The organism is Nonomuraea sp. B5E05 (assembly GCF_039880665.1).
Lineage (GTDB): Bacteria > Actinomycetota > Actinomycetes > Streptosporangiales > Streptosporangiaceae > Nonomuraea.
On record NZ_JBDPMJ010000029.1, the window covers coordinates 74,440 to 89,081 of the forward strand.

Consider the following 14,642-nt stretch of genomic DNA (forward strand, 5'->3'; position numbering starts at 1 on the left):
AGATTTCCGTTGGACCAACGGTATCCCCAAAGGGTCCCCAAAGGACAGCGTTTCGACTGCCCCTTCCCCTGGCGTGGCAAGTCTGATGGGCTATGGGAACCTGTCCGTCTTGCGACCTATCTCAGTGCCTATCCATCTGTTGACCAGCACTTTGCGTCCAGTGCGCAGGACTGAAGCGGGTCGCCTTTGGCGACTCCTTTGACAGGGCCGTTGGGCCAACGCGTTGCCCAAAGAACGTTCCACGCGGTGCACAAAGCGACTCAGCCGCGGGCCTGGATGAAGGCCTGGATCGCGCGGTCGACGTCCGCCTGCGAGTGCGCGGCCGAGAGCTGGACGCGGATCCTCGCCTGGCCGTGCGGCACGACGGGGTAGGAGAAGCCGATCACGTAGACGCCGAGGTCGAGCAGGCGCTCGGCCAGGGCGCCCGCCTCGGCGGCGTCGCCGATCATCACGGGCACGATCGGGTGGTCGCCGGGCAGGATGTCGAACCCGGCCTCGGTCATCCGGTCGCGGAAACGGGCGGTGTTGGCGCGCAGCCGCTCGCGGGCGTCGTTCGAGGTCTCCAGCAGGTCGAGGATGCGCAGCGACGCGGCGGCGATGACGGGCGCGAGCGAGTTGGAGAACAGGTAGGGGCGCGAACGCTGGCGCAGCAGCTCGCAGACCTCCTTGCGGGCCGAGACGTAGCCGCCGCTGGCCCCGCCGAGCGCCTTGCCGAGCGTGCCGGTGATGATGTCGATCCGGTCGGTGACGCCGTGCAGTTCGGGTGTGCCGCGCCCGGTGGGCCCGACGAAGCCGACGGCGTGCGAGTCGTCGACCATCACCATGGCGTCGTACCGCTCGGCCAGGTCGCAGATGTCACGCAACGGGGCGAGATATCCGTCCATGGAGAACACGCCGTCGGTCACGATCAGCCGCCGCCGCGCCTCCGACGCCTCCTTCAACCTGGCCTCCAGCTCGGCCATGTCGCGGTTGGCGTACCGGAACCGCTTGGCCTTGGAGAGCCGGATGCCGTCGATGATGCTGGCGTGGTTGAGCGCGTCGGAGATCACCGCGTCCTGGGCGTCGAGCAGCGTCTCGAAGACGCCGCCGTTCGCGTCGAAACAGGAGCTGTACAGGACGGTGTCCTCCATGCCGAGGAAGTCGGACAGGCGGGATTCGAGCTCCTTGTGCACCTCCTGGGTGCCGCAGATGAAGCGTACGGACGCCATCCCGAACCCCCACCGGTCGAGCGCCTCCTTGGCGGCCTCGACCACCGTGGGATCGTCGGCCAGGCCGAGGTAGTTGTTGGCGCAGAAGTTCAGCACCTCGCGCCCTGCCACGCTCACCTGGGAGCTCTGCGGGGTGCTGATCACGCGCTCGGGCTTGAGCAGCCCGGCCTCGGTGATCTCGTCGAGCGTCGTACGCAGCTGCTCGCGCACGTTCGTGAACATCAGGCGCTCCTGTCGGTGGTCGTGGCCGCTTCGGCCGGCGTTGCGCTCCAGTCCAGAATGACCTTGCCCGTACGGCCGCTGGCGGCCGTGTCGAAGGCGGCGTCGAAGGCGTAGTAGGGGAACCGGTCGGTGATCACGGGGGAGAGGTCGAGGCCCTTCTCCAGCAGCACGGACATGTTGTACCAGGTCTCGTACATCTCGCGGCCGTAGACCCCCTTGATCGTGATCATGGACGTCACGACGGTGGACCAGTCGACGGCGAACTCCTCGGCGGGCAGCCCGAGCATGGCGATCTTGCCGCCGTGGGTCATGCAGGCGATCATGTCGCGGAGCGCCGCCGGGCTGCCGGACATCTCCAGCCCCACGTCGAAGCCCTCGCGCAGGTGGAGCCGTTGCATGCCCTCGGCGATCGACGATCTGGAGACGTTGAGCGCGAGCGAGACGCCGAGTTTGCGGGCCAGGTCGAGCCGCTCGTCGCTGATGTCGGTGATCACTACGTGGCGCGCGCCGACGTGCGTGGCCACGGCCGCCGCCATGAGCCCGATCGGGCCCGCGCCGGTGATCAGCACGTCCTCGCCGACCAGGGGGAAGGAGAGCGCGGTGTGTACGGCGTTGCCGAACGGGTCGAAGATGGCGGCCACGTCGGGATGGACGGGGACGCGGTGCACCCAGACGTTCGAGGCGGGCAGGGTGACGTACTCGGCGAACGCGCCGTCCCTGTGGACGCCCAGCCCGATCGTGTTGCGGCACAGGTGCCGGCGGCCGGCCATGCAGTTGCGGCACTTGCCGCAGACGAGGTGCCCCTCGCCGCTGACGAGGTCGCCGGGGGTGATGTCCTCGACGTCCGGCGCCACCTCGACGACGTGGCCGGAGAACTCATGACCCACGATCAACGGAGGTTTCAGGGTGTGCCGCGCCCAATCGTCAAATTTCCGGATATGCAGGTCGGTGCCGCAGATGCCGGTCCGCAGGACCCGGATCTTCACCTCGCCGGGCCCCACCTCCGGCTCCGGCACGTCCACCAGCGCGAGGCCGGGTTCGTCCCGCTCCTTGACCAGCGCCTTCATGCGCGTCCCCCTACGTCGAACCATCAGTAACGCACTGTGCCCGTTCCCCGCCGAGCGTGTCCATCGAGGGTTTCTTAAGTGCCCCCACAGCACAGCTTCACGCCGCCGCCCGGTAGCAGGTGCCCTGTACTATTTCGTCCGCCTTCGGAAGGAACACTGGTGAACGACCTGCGTATCGGCGTCATCGGCCTCGGCCTGCGCACGAGCCTCGCCCTGACGGCCCACCGCCCCGGCAAGGGCTCGGTGGTGGCCGCCCTGTGCGACTCCGACCCGGCGGTGCTCAAGAGACAGGCCGGCCGTTTCCAGGCGGAGCTGCTGACCGAGCACCACCACGAGCTGCTCGGCAGGGACGACCTCGACGCGGTCATCGTGATGACGCCCGACGACACGCATGAGCGCATCGCCATCGACTGCCTGGAGGCGGGCAAGGCCGTCTACCTGGAGAAGCCGCTGGCCATCACCGTGGAGAGCGCCGACCGCATCCTGCGCGCCGCCCGACGCACCGGCACCCGCCTGTACGTCGGCCACAACATGCGCCACATGGGCGTGGTCCGCCTGATGCGCGACATCATCCGCAAGGGCGTCATCGGCGAGCCGAAGACCGTCTGGGTGCGCCACTTCGTCTCCTACGGCGGCGACTACTACTTCAAGGACTGGCACGCCGACCGCACCAGGACCACCGGGCTGCTGCTGCAGAAGGCGGCGCACGACCTCGACGTGATCCACTGGCTGGCGGGCGGCTACACCACCAGGGTCAACGCGTTCGGCGACCTGATGCTCTACGGCGACCTGCCGCGCCGGGACCCCGGCACGCCACGGCCGTACGGCTGGCTGCAGGACTACACCTGGCCGCCGTCCGGGCATCGCGACCTGTACCACGTCGTGGACGTCGAGGACGTCTCCGTCATGAACATGCGTCTGGACAACGGCGTCATCGCCGCCTACCAGCAGTGCCACTTCACGCCCGACTACGTGCGCAACTACACGGTCATCGGCACCGAGGGCCGCCTGGAGAACTTCGGCGACGGTCCCGGCGACACGGTCAAGGTGTGGAACACGGGGCCCACGGGCTACCGGGGAGAGGGCGACATCACGTACAAGGTGCCTGCCGCGCTGGGCACGCACGGCGGCGCGGACGCCGAGATCGTGACGGAGTTCCTCAGGTTCGTCAGGGACGGCGGCGTGACGGACACCTCGCCGGTGGCGGCGCGGATGAGCGTGGCGGCCGGCTATATGGCGACGATGTCGCTGCGGAACGGCGGCATGCCGTACGACGTGCCGGACCTCGACCCCGAGCTGGCCGCGTACTTCGACCGGGGGCAGGTGGAACCGGAGTAGGCGGGCGGACAGTAGACATATGTGGATATACGCACCCGGATCCGGGATGGAGACAGGGCGGCCTTCGGCGAGCTCTTCGATGAGTGCTCCAAGGCCGTGTACAACCATGCCTTCCGCCTGACCGCCAACTGGTCCACGGCCGAGGACGTGACGGCGCTGACATTTCTCGAAGCCTGGCGGTTACGCGGGCGCATCGACCCCAGCGGCGGCTCCCTGCGGCCGTGGCTCCTGGGCATCGCCACCAACGTGACCCGCAACATGCGCAGGGCCGCCCGCAGGCACGACGACGCCCTGGCCAGGCTGCCCAGAGGCGAGCCGGTGCCCGACTTCGCCGACGAGGTGGTGGGCCGGATCGAGGACGCGGAACGGCTGGCCGCGGTTCGTGCCGCCTATGGCCGGCTGCGCCGCCAGGAGCAGGACGTGTTCGCGTTGTGCGTCTGGGCGGGCCTCGACTACGCCCAGGCGGCCGAGGCGCTGGGCGTCCCGGTCGGCACGGTGAAGTCGAGGTTGTCACGGGCTCGCGGGAAACTCGCCGCCGCGGGGGAACCCGCGCCGCCGGACCGACAGGTAACAGGTGACCGTGGCCCTCGTCAGAAGTGGGAGATTCGATGAACTGGCCGACCGAACGTGAACTTCCCGAGGGCCGTCACCGACTGCTCAAGGAGTTCGTGATGACCGAGATCGACAAGCGGCCCGCGAAGCGGCGGGTCCCGCGCCTCGCCGTGCTGGCGCCCGTCCTGGGCCTCGCAGTTGCCGCCGCGGTGGCCGTGCCGGCGCTCTTCGGCGGCACCCCCGCGTACGCGGTGGAAAAGCGCCCCGACGGCCTCATCGACATCACCATCAACGAGGCCAAGAACCCCGAGCAGCTCCAGGAGGACCTGCGGGCCATGGGAGCGAACGTGGTGGTGACCTACATCCCCCGCGGCAAGAAGTGCAGCCCGCAGCCGCGCAGCAGCCACTTCCTGAGCCAGGAGGACGCGCCGTTGGCGCCGTTCCCGGTGCCCGGAGGTAAGACCGAACCGGGCTTCGCCATCGACCCGCGGGTGATCGGCGAGGGGCAGACGGGGGTGCTGGAGTTCAGCGTCTCTGAGAACAACGGTGGGGTCGTCGCGGGGATCTGGGCCCGCGTGGGCCAGGACCCGATCGCCGAATGCGAACTGGTGGACACGACGGACGCACCTCTGTCGCACTGATCCCAGCACTCCGGCGCCCGCCACACGCTTTCGTGTGGCGGGCGCCGTCGTGTGTCAGCTGGAACGCCAGGGTTGGAATCGCCGTACTAAACGTGCAACACTGTTGCAAGGTTGGTACATGGTCAGTAGAGGAAGACATCAGCACAACGAGATCAATGCGGCGATCAAAGCGCTTCGTCAGCTCAGCGCCGCCTTCTCGGTTGTGGAAGATCACAACGGGCACCGCTGGGGATGGATCATCTGTGTCTGCGGACAGAACCCCTTCGCGGTCAACTCCACGCCCCGGAATCCCGGCGTACACGCGAAGCAGATTCGCAGGTGGGCCATCACCCACTGCGCATGTGGCGAAATAGACAAAGAGGAGATGTCATGACTGTCTGGGACTTCCGGGTCATGCTCAACCGCGAGCCGGACACCGACGAGTTCAACCGGCTCTTCGAGGCGGGCATGGACGACTGCGCGCTCGTCGGAGGGTCCACGCCCTACTTCATGTGCGACCGGGAAGCCGAGACCCTGCTCGACGCCGTTGCATCCGTGCTCACCCAGATCAGGACGGTTCCAGGTCTGTGGGCCACCGGGGTCGGCCACGACGACGGGGTGACGCTGGGGGACGCGGCGCGCCGGCACGGGGGCCGCACACAGGCCAGCCTCCGGCAGCTCGCCACGGGCCAGCGCGGCCCCGGTGGTTTCCCGAAGCCGCTGATGGAGGCCGACAACATCAGCCTCTACTCCTGGGCCGAGATCTCGGAGTGGCTGCGCACCAAGATGGGCGATGACATCGCCCCGGCGAACCGCGACCTCGTCATCGCCGATGCGGCGGTCAAACTGGCCTGCCGGGCCCGTGACGCCCATCGGGAGAGCCAGGTGGCCGCCATCTTCGAGATCGCCTCCTGATCCGGTGGCGGCCGGCCTCCCACCCCTCAACTGACCTGCCGGCCGCCCGGAGCAACTCTCTTGATCGAAAACCTCAGCGCTCGGCCTCCGTCGGCTTCTTGTCCAGGTCGGGGAATGCGGCGGGCTCCCGGGCGCCCTGCGTGAGCTGGCGCGGCCCCTTCGGGCTCTCGGCCTGCTGGGCGTCGGCCACGGCCTCGGCAGCGGCCTCCGCGGCCTTGGCGGCCTCCTCCTCCGCGGCCGAGCTCTCCGGCATCTCCTCGCGGGTGGCCGCCGACTTCGGCAGGGCCTCCGTGAACGCCTTCGACACCCCCTGCAGCGCCGACGTGACCTCGCTCGGGATCACCCAGAACGTGTTGCCGTCGCCCTGCGCGAGCTGCGGCAGCACCTGGAGGTACTGGTAGGCGAGCAGCTTGGGGTCGGGGTCGTTGCGGTGGACGGCCTGGAAGACCTGGTCGATGGCGCGCGACTGGCCCTCGGCCTCCAGGATGGCGGCCGTGCGCTGGCCCTCGGCGCGCAGGACGCGGCTCTGCTTCTCGCCTTCGGCGGTGAGGATCTGCGACTGCCGCTGGCCTTCGGCGTTGAGGATGGCGGCGCGCTTGTCGCGCTCGGCCCGCATCTGCTTCTCCATCGCGTCCTTGATGGTCTTCGGCGGGTCGATGGCCTTGATCTCGACGCGGTTGACGCGCAGCCCCCACTTGCCGGTGGCCTCGTCGAGGACGCCGCGCAGCTGGCTGTTGATGGTGTCGCGGGAGGTCAGGGTCTTCTCCAGGTCCATGGAGCCGACGACGTTACGCAGCGTCGTGACGGTGAGCTGCTCGACGGCCTGGATGTAGTTGGCGATCTCGTACGCCGCCGCGCGCGGGTCGGTGACCTGGAAGTAGAGGACGGTGTCGATCTCGACGACCAGGTTGTCCTCGGTGATGACAGGCTGGGGACGGAAGGAGACGACCTGCTCGCGGAGGTCGATCATGGGGTAGACGCGGTCGATGTAGGGGATGACGAAGTTGAGGCCGGGCTTGAGGGTGCGGTGGTATCGGCCGAGCCGCTCCACGTTGCGCGCCCGCGCCTGTGGGATGATCCGCACTGCTTTGAGCACGGTGAACACCGCGAAAAGGATGATGAAGATTCCGACCAGCAAGAGCGGATCCATGAGTCACTCCCGGGGATAGACGAGGGCTGTCGCCCCTTCGATCTCGATGATGTCGACGGTCGCCCCTGTGGGGATCACCAGGGTTTCGTCGTACGCGCGCGCGGACCACTCCTCACCCCCGACGCGCACGCGACCGTCGTGGCCCGTCACCTCCGAGATCACATAGGCGGGCTTGCCGACGAGTGCTTCCACCCCGAATCGTTGCAGTGCCGGCTGCTTGACGTGGCGCATCGCGATGGGCCTGAGCACCAGCAGGCCTGCGGCGGACGAGGCGGCGAAGAACATCAACTGCAGAGGAACGGGCAAGCCCAGCGCCGCGGTGGCGGCGGTCAGGAGAGCGGCCGCACCCAAAAGCCCGAGCGAGGCCGTGAGCGTGAATATCTCGGCCACGCCAAGAACGACAGCCAGGATTATCCAGATGATCCATTCATCCATATCGGCCCTCCTACTAGGACAACGGGCCTGGACCGGCGGGTTGTTCCCTTGCTCTAAGGTAGCCCTGGATTCACCCTTGCGGCACCCATGAGTGCGTCGCGCCCGGCTTTCTGAAGCGCGCTCCCTTGCCGCCATTTCTCCCACGGGAGTTGCCAGAAACCCCACCCGTTGTCCCATTCGAGGGTGCGGTCGGTGCCCGTGATGACGACCGGATCGCCGCGCAGGGTGGTGGTGTAGAACCACTCCGCCTGGTCTGGCCGGGCATTGACGCAACCGTGGCTGACGTTTTCCCTGCCCTGTGCCCAGAGATTGTCCTTGGCGTGCACGTATTCGCCGGTGTCGGAAATGCGTACGGCATGCTCGATCATCATGTCGTAAAAGTCGGGTTCACCCTCGTCGCGGCCCGGTGAAACCATGCGGACCGGATTGCCTTTGTCCATGGTCAGGTGGATGCCGCTGGTCGTGGTGTATTCCTCAGTGGTGGCCATGCCCGCGCTGATGGCCATGCGCTGCACGATCTGGCCGTCGCGGCGGACGACCATCCGGTGGGTCCTGGTGTCGATCGTGCTGGTCTGCGAGCGGCCCACGGTGAAGACGAACGTGGAGTCGACGGCGCCGTGGAGACCGTCGGCCGCGCGCACGCCCGCCAGGTGCGCCGTGACGGTGACCTGCTGCCGGGGCGCCCAGAACTCCCGAGGGCGGAAGGCCACCCGCGTGTCGCTGGTCCACCGCCACACGCCCTCCACCGGGTGCTCGGCCGTGACCTCGAGCGCGCGCTCGACGGCCGCCCGGTCTTCCACGGGGGTGTCGAAGTCGATGATGATCGGCATGCCCGTGCCGACCGTCTCTCCGGGCAGGGGGGCGGTGGCGGCCACCTGGAACGTACGCCCGGCCGCGCGGGTGCGGAAGCGGCCCAGCGCCACCGTCGCGGGGCCGCCGGCGACCGTGGCCGTGGCGCTCACCGTGTATTCGGCCGCGGGTCTGAGCGTCCAGCGGGAGCGCCAGACCGTGCCTGATCGGTCGAGCCCGCCGGGCACGGGCTCGCCGCTTTCGTGGACCGTGACCTGGGAGAGCGTGCCGCCCTGCGCTTTGATCACCAGCCCGCGGTCGGGGCGGGCGCGCTTGGCGTCGAGGGGCGGCCACACGCGCACCACGGGCGGGGCGGGCGAGGTCTCGGCCGGGAACGACGCGCAGCCACAGACCAGGAGGAAGGCGACAAAGGTCACCACGGCACGCCGCATGTCCACTCCTGCTTTCCGAGGGTGAGGGGCTCCCTAGAGTAGCGGTGTGTCAGCATGCAAGCACGCGGAGTGACTTATCGGACGGTTCCGGAAACCTCCCCCAACGTCAGGTCGCCGGCCGTCGCCCGGATCGTCACGGTGTCGCCGTCCTGCAGGAACGCGCGGGTCTCGCCGCTGGCCAGCTTGATCGGGTCGGTGCCGTTCCACGTCAGCTCGGTGAGCGAACCCCGCTCGCCGCGTTCGGGGCCCGAGACCGTGCCGCTGGCGAACAGGTCTCCGGTGCGCAGCGAGGCGCCGTTCACCGTCATGTGCGCCAGCATCTGGTCGGGCGTCCAGTACATCGCCGCGTACGGGGGCCGCGACACGACCTCGCCGTTCAGCACGATCTCCAGCGTGATGTCGAGCCCCCAGTCGCCCTGCCTGCGCAGGTAGGCGGCGGGCTCGGGGTCCTGGGCACGGCCGGGGATCCTCGGCAGCGCCTCCAGCGGCGTGACCCACGGCGAGACGGACGTGGCGAACGACTTGCCCAGGAACGGGCCGAGCGGCACGTACTCCCAGCCCTGGATGTCGCGGGCGCTCCAGTCGTTGACCAGCGTCACCCCGAACACGTGCTCCTCGAACGCCCCCGCGGGCGAGCCGTGATCGGACGGCACGCCCACCACGAACCCCAGCTCGGCTTCGATGTCGAGCTTCCTGCACGGCCCGAACACCCCAGGGCCGAGCTGGCCGTGCGGGCGCTTGACCGGTGTGCCCGACACGACGACGGTGCCCGACCTGCCGTGGTAGCCGACCGGCAGGTGCCGCCAGTTGGGCTTCAGCGGCTCGTCGCCGGGGCGGAGGATCTTGCCGAGGTTGCTCGCGTGGTCGATCGAGGCGTAGAAGTCGACGTAGTCGGCGACCTCGAACGGCAGGTGCAGGCGCACCTGCTCCAGCGGGATCAGGTGCGCCTCCGTCACCGAGAGGTCGCCGGTCAGTTTGTTCTGAATCAGGGTCCTGGTGTCGTGCCAGGCGGCGCGGCCCCTGGCCATGAACGGGTTGAGCGTGGGAGCGGCGAACACCTCGTCGTGCAGCGCCGGCGCCAGGTCGAGCACTTTGTCGCCGTACCGTACGCCGACCCTGGGCGCCTGTCCCGGGCAGGAGAAGACCCCGTAGGGCAGGTTGTCGACCCCCCAGCTCATGCGTTCACCTCCACGAGTCCGAGTGCGCGCAGGTCCTCGACGGGCGTGCCCGTGCTGCACGAGCCGTAGCTGACCAGCAGCTCGCGGGCGCGCTTCGCGGTGTCCTCGGTCACGGACCGCGCCAGGCGTACGAGATGGCCGACGTCGGTGGTGCGCAGCGCCGGCCCGGGGTCGCGCCCCTCCACGGCCTCGCAGACCGCCACCAGCAGGTTGAGGAAGCCGTGCCGGTCGACGCCGAGCGAGGGGTCGAAGTGGCGTACGGCGTGGTGCAGCCCGGCCGTGGCCTTGAACGGGATGCCGTGCTCCACGCACGACCTGATGAACGCCGCGAGGTGGTCGACCGGCGGGAAGTCCTCAGGCGACGGGCCGCCGCAGCGCACCTTCAGCCCCACCCCCGCGGGCGGTTCGAAGGTCACCCTGTGCGGCGGGACCTCGACGAAGAGCCGCACCCCCTGCGGCAGGGACAGCCGGGCCGCCACCGCGGCGACCGGGGTGTCGGCGGGCGCGCGGATCTCGACGATGTCCACGGGCAGGTCGTCGAAGGCGGGCAGCTCGTCGGTGTCGAGGATGAGGCCGATCCGCCGCGGCCTGAACTCCATGCCGCGCAGCCGGTCGAGCCGGCTGGCCGGGCAGAGGAACCGGTGCGTGAGGACCGGGCTGCCGGCCTCCAGGTCGCGCCGGTTGCGGGACAGGGCCTCGTCCATGTGCAGCGACGTCGGCGGGAACAGGCCCGCGTCGTCGATCAGTGCCGTGAAGATGCTCATCGTGCCCAGGTCCAGGCGTATCCGGGATCCTCGCAGGACAGCGCGGCCGGGCCGAGGTCGAGCGGGCGGAACGTGTCGACCATCACGGCCATCTCGCTCGTCGTCGTGACGCCGCGCCCGACCGCCTCGATCACCGCCTCGACCGCTCCGGGCTGCGGCCCGTGCGTGAACCCGGCGGGATGCAGGGAGATCGAGCCGACGTCGATGCCGGACCCCTTGCGCGCGGAGTAGTCGCCGCCCGCGTAGAACATGAACTCGTCGGAGTCGACGTTGTGGTGGTTGTACGGGATCGGGATGGCCTCGGGGTGGTAGTCGAGCGGCCGAGGGCAGAACGAGCACACCACGAACCCCGGCCCCTCGAACGTCTGGTGCACCGGCGGCGGCGCGTGCGTCTTCTTCACGATCGGCTCGAAGTCGTTGATGTTGAACGCGAACGGATAGAGGCAGCCGTCCCAGCCGACCACGTCGAAGGGGTGGTTGCGGTAGACCAGCCGGGTCAGCCCGCCGCGCGTGCGCACGTGCACCGGCACCTCCTCGCCCTCCACGACGAGCGGCTCGGCAGGGGCGCGCAGGTCGCGCTCGCAGTAGGGCGCGTGCTCCAGGAACTGTCCGTGCTGCGACAAGTAGCGCTTGGGCGGCCTGATGTGCCCGCCCGCCTCGATGGCCAGCACGCTGACCTGGCCCTCGGGCACCCAGCGGTGGATGGTGCCGGTCGGGATGACGACGTAGTCGCCCTCGCCTGCCTCGATCACGCCGTACGTGGACTCGAAGCGCACGGCGCCGCGCTGGACGTAGACGCACTCGTCGCCCATGGAGTTGCGGTAGAGCTCGCTCGGCCGGTCGCTGGTGGCGTACGACAACCGGACGTCGCCGTTGCCGGCCAGCAGCATGCGGCCAGTGACGAGGTCGCCCGCGCTGGACAGCTCCTGCGTGCGGAAGTGGCGGGGCGAGAGGGGCAGGTTGGGTTCGAGGCGGGCCTCGGCCGTGGGCGTGACCGCCTCCGCCTTGACGATGGCGGTGGGCAGGTGGCGGTGGTAGAGCAGCGAGGAGTCGGACGAGAAGCCCTCCTCGCCCATGAGCTCCTCCGCGTAGAGACCGCCGTCCGGCCGTCTGAACTGCACGTGCCGCTTGCGCGGCACTTCCCCCACGACCCGGTAGTACGGCATCTGCCCCTCCAATGTGTCCGTTAATCGGACGGCAGTGTCCTCTATACGCGACTACCGTCCGCTATCGGTCTGGAGATGTCAACCCAGGGCCTCGGCCAGCTCGGCCGCCGCCGCCACCACCCGCGGCCCCGTGGACACCTCCAGCGGCCCGAACGTCACCACCCCCACCGACGCCTCAAGCCAGGGCAGCCCGGTGACGGGCGCGGCGACACCCCGCGCACCCTCCTGCAACTGCCCTTCCGTGACGAAATAGTCGTCGCCGCCCTCGCGAAGCCCCAGGATCGCCCGCCCCGCCGCGCCTTTCGCCAGCGGATGGCGCGAGCCCTCGCGGTAGGCCACGTGCATGTCGGTCCAGGACGGCTCCACCACCGCCACGGCCAGCCCGTCGTCGCCCTCGGCCACGGTCAGGTGCGCGGTCGCGCCCACCTCCTCGGCCAGCCGCCGCAGCGCCGGCATCGCCGCCGCCCGCAGCAGCGGCTGCACGGCCTGCGCCAGCACCAGCACCCCGAACCCCAGATGCACCCGGCCGTCGGCGTCCCTGCGGACGAACCCCTCCTTCATCAGCGTCGTCAGCAGCCGGTAGACCACCGGACGGCTCAGCGACAGCTCGGCGCTCAGCTCGGTCGGCGTGCGGCCGTTCCTGCCGTCGGCGAGCAGGCGCAGCAGGCGCAGCCCGCGCTCCAGGGTCTGGGCGGATTCAGCGGCCATGCGACCGATTATCCAGCCGCGGCGGCATGGGGCGATCGAGCCCGCCTTACGGAGTGAGGCCATGAACATGCGAGGGAGCGCCGTCGCGTGGAGGAGTGTCGGGAGCGGAGCGACCAGAGCGGGGGAGGGCGGCGGCATTGGGCGATCGAGCCCGCCTCACGGAGTGAGGCCATGAACACGCGCGGGTACGTATCGGAGGGAAGAGCCTGGGGGTGACGATGCGGCACAGATCGCTGCTTCTGATTGCCGGTCTGACCATGTGCGCACTGATTCCCGCGGCGCCGACGCTCACCGGCCCCGTGGCCACGGTGTCCACCCGGACCTCGTACGACCAGGCCGGCGAGAGCCTGGTCGAGGACACCTTCCACTTCACCCAGGGCATCGAGGTGCGCCGGCGCCTGCTGCCCATCGCTGAGGGCGTCACGTTCCGCCCCGGCCACGTCGCGGCCGGGGTCCGGGTCGACGGGAGCGGCCTGCTGCACGGCACGCCGCAGCGCTCCGGCACCTTCGTCGCCCCCGTCGGGATCTGCTCGGAAGGGTCGTGCCGGGAGCAGGAGCTGACCCTCGTGGTGCTCGGCTACGAGCCGTGGGAGCCGCGCGAGCTGACCTTCCCCGGCAGGGTGGGGGTCGCGCTCGACGGCGAGATCGGCATCGAGGGCGGCCCGCCCGGCGTGCTCCCGACGTTCACGGTGACCGACCAGGCCAGGCTGCCCGCGGGCGTGAGCATCGGGCCCGACGGCCAGGTGGGCGGCGTCCCCGCGGCTCCGGGCGTCTTCGAGGTCCCGGTACGGATCTGCGTGGCGGGCAACTGCGCCGGCGTGGTGGCCCGGATCATCGTCGGCTGAGCCTTGCGGGCACGTGCCTTTTGCGGTCACCTGGTGTCATGAAATCGGTCATCGTGGTCGGAGCGGGCATATGGGGGTCATCACTGGCGTTGCGGCTGGCCGAAACCGGCTGGCAGGTGACGCTCGTCGAGCAGCACAGGCCGGGGCACGTCCGGCAGTCCAGCGCCGGTGAGACCCGGCTCCTGCGCTGCTCGCACGGTGACGACGCCTGGTACGCCCAGCTCGCCTGGCAGGCCAGGGACGGCTGGCGCAGGCTGGAGGAACGGGCCGGCGAGGAGCTGTACCACGAGTCCGGCATGGTGTGGTTCGCGAGGACGCCCGACGGGTGGGAGCACAAGAGCGCTCAGGTGCTAGAAAATCTGGACATCCCGTGTGAGGTGCTGGACCCGTCCGACGGCGGCCGCTTCTTCCCCGACCTGCGCGCCGACGACCTCCGCTTCCTGCTCTGGGAGCCGAACGCGGGCGTGCTCAGGGCCAGGCGTGCGACCCAGGTGACCGCCGCCCTGGCGGTGGCGTCCGGGGTCCGGCTGGTCAGGGCGCGGGCGGTGCCCGTGGCGGGCGGCACAGCGGGCGGCACAGCGGGCGACGCGGCGCCGTACCGGGCCGCGGTCGAGATCGACGGCGAGGTGCGGCACGCCGACCGGGTGGTGTGGGCGTGCGGCGCGTGGTTGCCCGCGCTCTTCGGCGACGTGCCGGTGACCGTGACGAAGCAGGACACGCTGCACTTCGCGGTGCCGTCCGCGTGGTCCGTGCCCGAGACGCCCGCCTGGGTGGACCACGGGGCCTCCGCCTACGGGCACGGCGACGTGGACGGGGTGGGGATGAAGGCCACCTCCGACGCGGAGGGGGAGCCGTACGAGCCGGAGCACGGCTCGCGGGAGGTGGACGCGGCCGCCGTCGAGCGGGCACGCGCGTACCTCCGGCGCAGGTTCCCCTCGCTGGCGCAGGCGCCGGTGCTGTTCAGCCAGGTGTGCCAGTACGCGCTCACGCCGGACGCCGAGTGGATCGTCAACGAGGTGTCGCCGGGGGTGTGGCTGTTCGGCGGGGACTCGGGGCACGGGTTCAAGCACGGGCCCGCGCTGGCCGGCTACGTGGCAGGCGTGCTCGACGGTGACCACGCGCCCGAGCCGCGCTTCGGGCTGCACGGGCGGATCTCGTCGCGGGGGCTGAGGACCAGCGGCAACGTCCTGTAGGCCCGGGGGTGGTAGGGCCTGCCCTACTGGGCATTCGGGG

At 69.9% G+C, this 14,642-nt stretch carries 15 protein-coding genes; 6 read left to right on the forward strand and 9 right to left on the reverse strand.

Annotation, left to right across the window (positions count from 1 at the left end):
* Nucleotides 1-260: 260 nt before the first annotated feature.
* Nucleotides 261-1,430 carry a glycine C-acetyltransferase gene (locus tag ABGB01_RS37885; protein ID WP_347778420.1) on the reverse strand — a complete coding sequence of 390 codons (1,170 nt, stop codon included), beginning with the start codon at nt 1,428-1,430 and terminating at the stop codon, nt 261-263.
* Nucleotides 1,430-2,497, reverse strand: a complete 1,068-nt coding sequence (tdh, locus tag ABGB01_RS37890) for an L-threonine 3-dehydrogenase (protein ID WP_347778422.1) — start codon at nt 2,495-2,497, stop codon at nt 1,430-1,432. Before tdh ends, ABGB01_RS37885 begins: the two co-directional genes overlap by 1 nt.
* Nucleotides 2,498-2,656: 159 nt before the next feature.
* Between tdh and ABGB01_RS37895 the strand changes: the two genes are divergently transcribed.
* The 4 genes from ABGB01_RS37895 (at nt 2,657) to ABGB01_RS37910 (ending at nt 5,922) form a co-directional block, all read left to right on the forward strand.
* Complete coding sequence (locus ABGB01_RS37895) at nt 2,657-3,835, forward strand: Gfo/Idh/MocA family oxidoreductase (protein ID WP_347778424.1); 1,179 nt, start codon at nt 2,657-2,659, stop codon at nt 3,833-3,835.
* A 21-nt stretch (nt 3,836-3,856) separates the two neighbouring features.
* Entirely contained in the window at nt 3,857-4,447 is a 591-nt protein-coding gene (locus ABGB01_RS37900; protein ID WP_347778425.1) for an RNA polymerase sigma factor, read from the forward strand.
* On the forward strand, nt 4,444-5,028 hold the full coding sequence (locus ABGB01_RS37905; protein ID WP_347778427.1) for a hypothetical protein: 585 nt from the start codon (nt 4,444-4,446) through the stop codon (nt 5,026-5,028). The genes ABGB01_RS37900 and ABGB01_RS37905 overlap by 4 nt, the downstream gene beginning before the upstream one ends.
* 369 nt (nt 5,029-5,397) lie before the next feature.
* Nucleotides 5,398-5,922 (forward strand): hypothetical protein, encoded by a 525-nt coding sequence (locus ABGB01_RS37910; protein ID WP_347778429.1) that lies wholly within the window; start codon nt 5,398-5,400, stop codon nt 5,920-5,922.
* Nucleotides 5,923-5,995: 73 nt separating this feature from the next.
* On the opposite strand, the gene ABGB01_RS37915 is transcribed toward ABGB01_RS37910, so the two are convergent.
* The 7 genes from ABGB01_RS37915 to ABGB01_RS37945 form a co-directional block, all read right to left on the reverse strand.
* Entirely contained in the window at nt 5,996-7,072 is a 1,077-nt protein-coding gene (locus ABGB01_RS37915; protein ID WP_347778431.1) for an SPFH domain-containing protein, read from the reverse strand.
* 3 nt (nt 7,073-7,075) lie between these two features.
* Complete coding sequence (locus tag ABGB01_RS37920; RefSeq protein ID WP_347778433.1) at nt 7,076-7,507, reverse strand: NfeD family protein; 432 nt, start codon at nt 7,505-7,507, stop codon at nt 7,076-7,078.
* 53 nt (nt 7,508-7,560) lie between these two features.
* Complete coding sequence (locus ABGB01_RS37925; protein WP_347778435.1) at nt 7,561-8,748, reverse strand: Ig-like domain-containing protein; 1,188 nt, start codon at nt 8,746-8,748, stop codon at nt 7,561-7,563.
* A gap of 74 nt (nt 8,749-8,822) precedes the next feature.
* Entirely contained in the window at nt 8,823-9,926 is a 1,104-nt protein-coding gene (gene fahA / locus ABGB01_RS37930; protein WP_347778436.1) for a fumarylacetoacetase, read from the reverse strand.
* Nucleotides 9,923-10,690, reverse strand: coding sequence for a hypothetical protein (locus tag ABGB01_RS37935; protein WP_347778437.1), 768 nt, complete (start codon nt 10,688-10,690; stop codon nt 9,923-9,925). Before ABGB01_RS37935 ends, fahA begins: the two co-directional genes overlap by 4 nt.
* Nucleotides 10,687-11,856 carry a homogentisate 1,2-dioxygenase domain-containing protein gene (locus ABGB01_RS37940; protein WP_347778438.1) on the reverse strand — a complete coding sequence of 390 codons (1,170 nt, stop codon included), beginning with the start codon at nt 11,854-11,856 and terminating at the stop codon, nt 10,687-10,689. Before ABGB01_RS37940 ends, ABGB01_RS37935 begins: the two co-directional genes overlap by 4 nt.
* Nucleotides 11,857-11,934: 78 nt before the next feature.
* Nucleotides 11,935-12,564, reverse strand: coding sequence for a helix-turn-helix domain-containing protein (locus ABGB01_RS37945; protein WP_347778439.1), 630 nt, complete (start codon nt 12,562-12,564; stop codon nt 11,935-11,937).
* A 257-nt stretch (nt 12,565-12,821) separates the two neighbouring features.
* On the opposite strand from ABGB01_RS37945, the gene ABGB01_RS37950 reads away from it, so the two are divergent.
* Nucleotides 12,822-13,409 (forward strand): hypothetical protein, encoded by a 588-nt coding sequence (locus ABGB01_RS37950; RefSeq protein ID WP_347778440.1) that lies wholly within the window; start codon nt 12,822-12,824, stop codon nt 13,407-13,409.
* Between the two features lie 38 nt (nt 13,410-13,447).
* On the forward strand, nt 13,448-14,602 hold the full coding sequence (locus tag ABGB01_RS37955; RefSeq protein WP_347778441.1) for an FAD-dependent oxidoreductase: 1,155 nt from the start codon (nt 13,448-13,450) through the stop codon (nt 14,600-14,602).
* Nucleotides 14,603-14,642 lie beyond the last annotated feature (40 nt).

What these genes read in the sequence shown, in the direction of transcription:
- ABGB01_RS37915 (WP_347778431.1), bottom strand. Translation starts at nt 7,072, where the DNA reads ATGGATCCGCTCTTGCTGGTCGGAATCTTCATCATCCTTTTCGCGGTG.
- ABGB01_RS37905 (WP_347778427.1), top strand. Translation starts at nt 4,444, where the DNA reads ATGAACTGGCCGACCGAACGTGAACTTCCCGAGGGCCGTCACCGACTG.
- ABGB01_RS37920 (WP_347778433.1), bottom strand. Translation starts at nt 7,507, where the DNA reads ATGGATGAATGGATCATCTGGATAATCCTGGCTGTCGTTCTTGGCGTG.
- ABGB01_RS37885 (WP_347778420.1), bottom strand. Translation starts at nt 1,430, where the DNA reads ATGTTCACGAACGTGCGCGAGCAGCTGCGTACGACGCTCGACGAGATC.
- ABGB01_RS37925 (WP_347778435.1), bottom strand. Translation starts at nt 8,748, where the DNA reads ATGCGGCGTGCCGTGGTGACCTTTGTCGCCTTCCTCCTGGTCTGTGGC.
- ABGB01_RS37945 (WP_347778439.1), bottom strand. Translation starts at nt 12,564, where the DNA reads ATGGCCGCTGAATCCGCCCAGACCCTGGAGCGCGGGCTGCGCCTGCTG.
- ABGB01_RS37955 (WP_347778441.1), top strand. Translation starts at nt 13,448, where the DNA reads ATGAAATCGGTCATCGTGGTCGGAGCGGGCATATGGGGGTCATCACTG.
- ABGB01_RS37940 (WP_347778438.1), bottom strand. Translation starts at nt 11,856, where the DNA reads ATGCCGTACTACCGGGTCGTGGGGGAAGTGCCGCGCAAGCGGCACGTG.
- tdh (WP_347778422.1), bottom strand. Translation starts at nt 2,497, where the DNA reads ATGAAGGCGCTGGTCAAGGAGCGGGACGAACCCGGCCTCGCGCTGGTG.
- ABGB01_RS37910 (WP_347778429.1), top strand. Translation starts at nt 5,398, where the DNA reads ATGACTGTCTGGGACTTCCGGGTCATGCTCAACCGCGAGCCGGACACC.
- fahA (WP_347778436.1), bottom strand. Translation starts at nt 9,926, where the DNA reads ATGAGCTGGGGGGTCGACAACCTGCCCTACGGGGTCTTCTCCTGCCCG.
- ABGB01_RS37935 (WP_347778437.1), bottom strand. Translation starts at nt 10,690, where the DNA reads ATGAGCATCTTCACGGCACTGATCGACGACGCGGGCCTGTTCCCGCCG.
- ABGB01_RS37950 (WP_347778440.1), top strand. Translation starts at nt 12,822, where the DNA reads ATGTGCGCACTGATTCCCGCGGCGCCGACGCTCACCGGCCCCGTGGCC.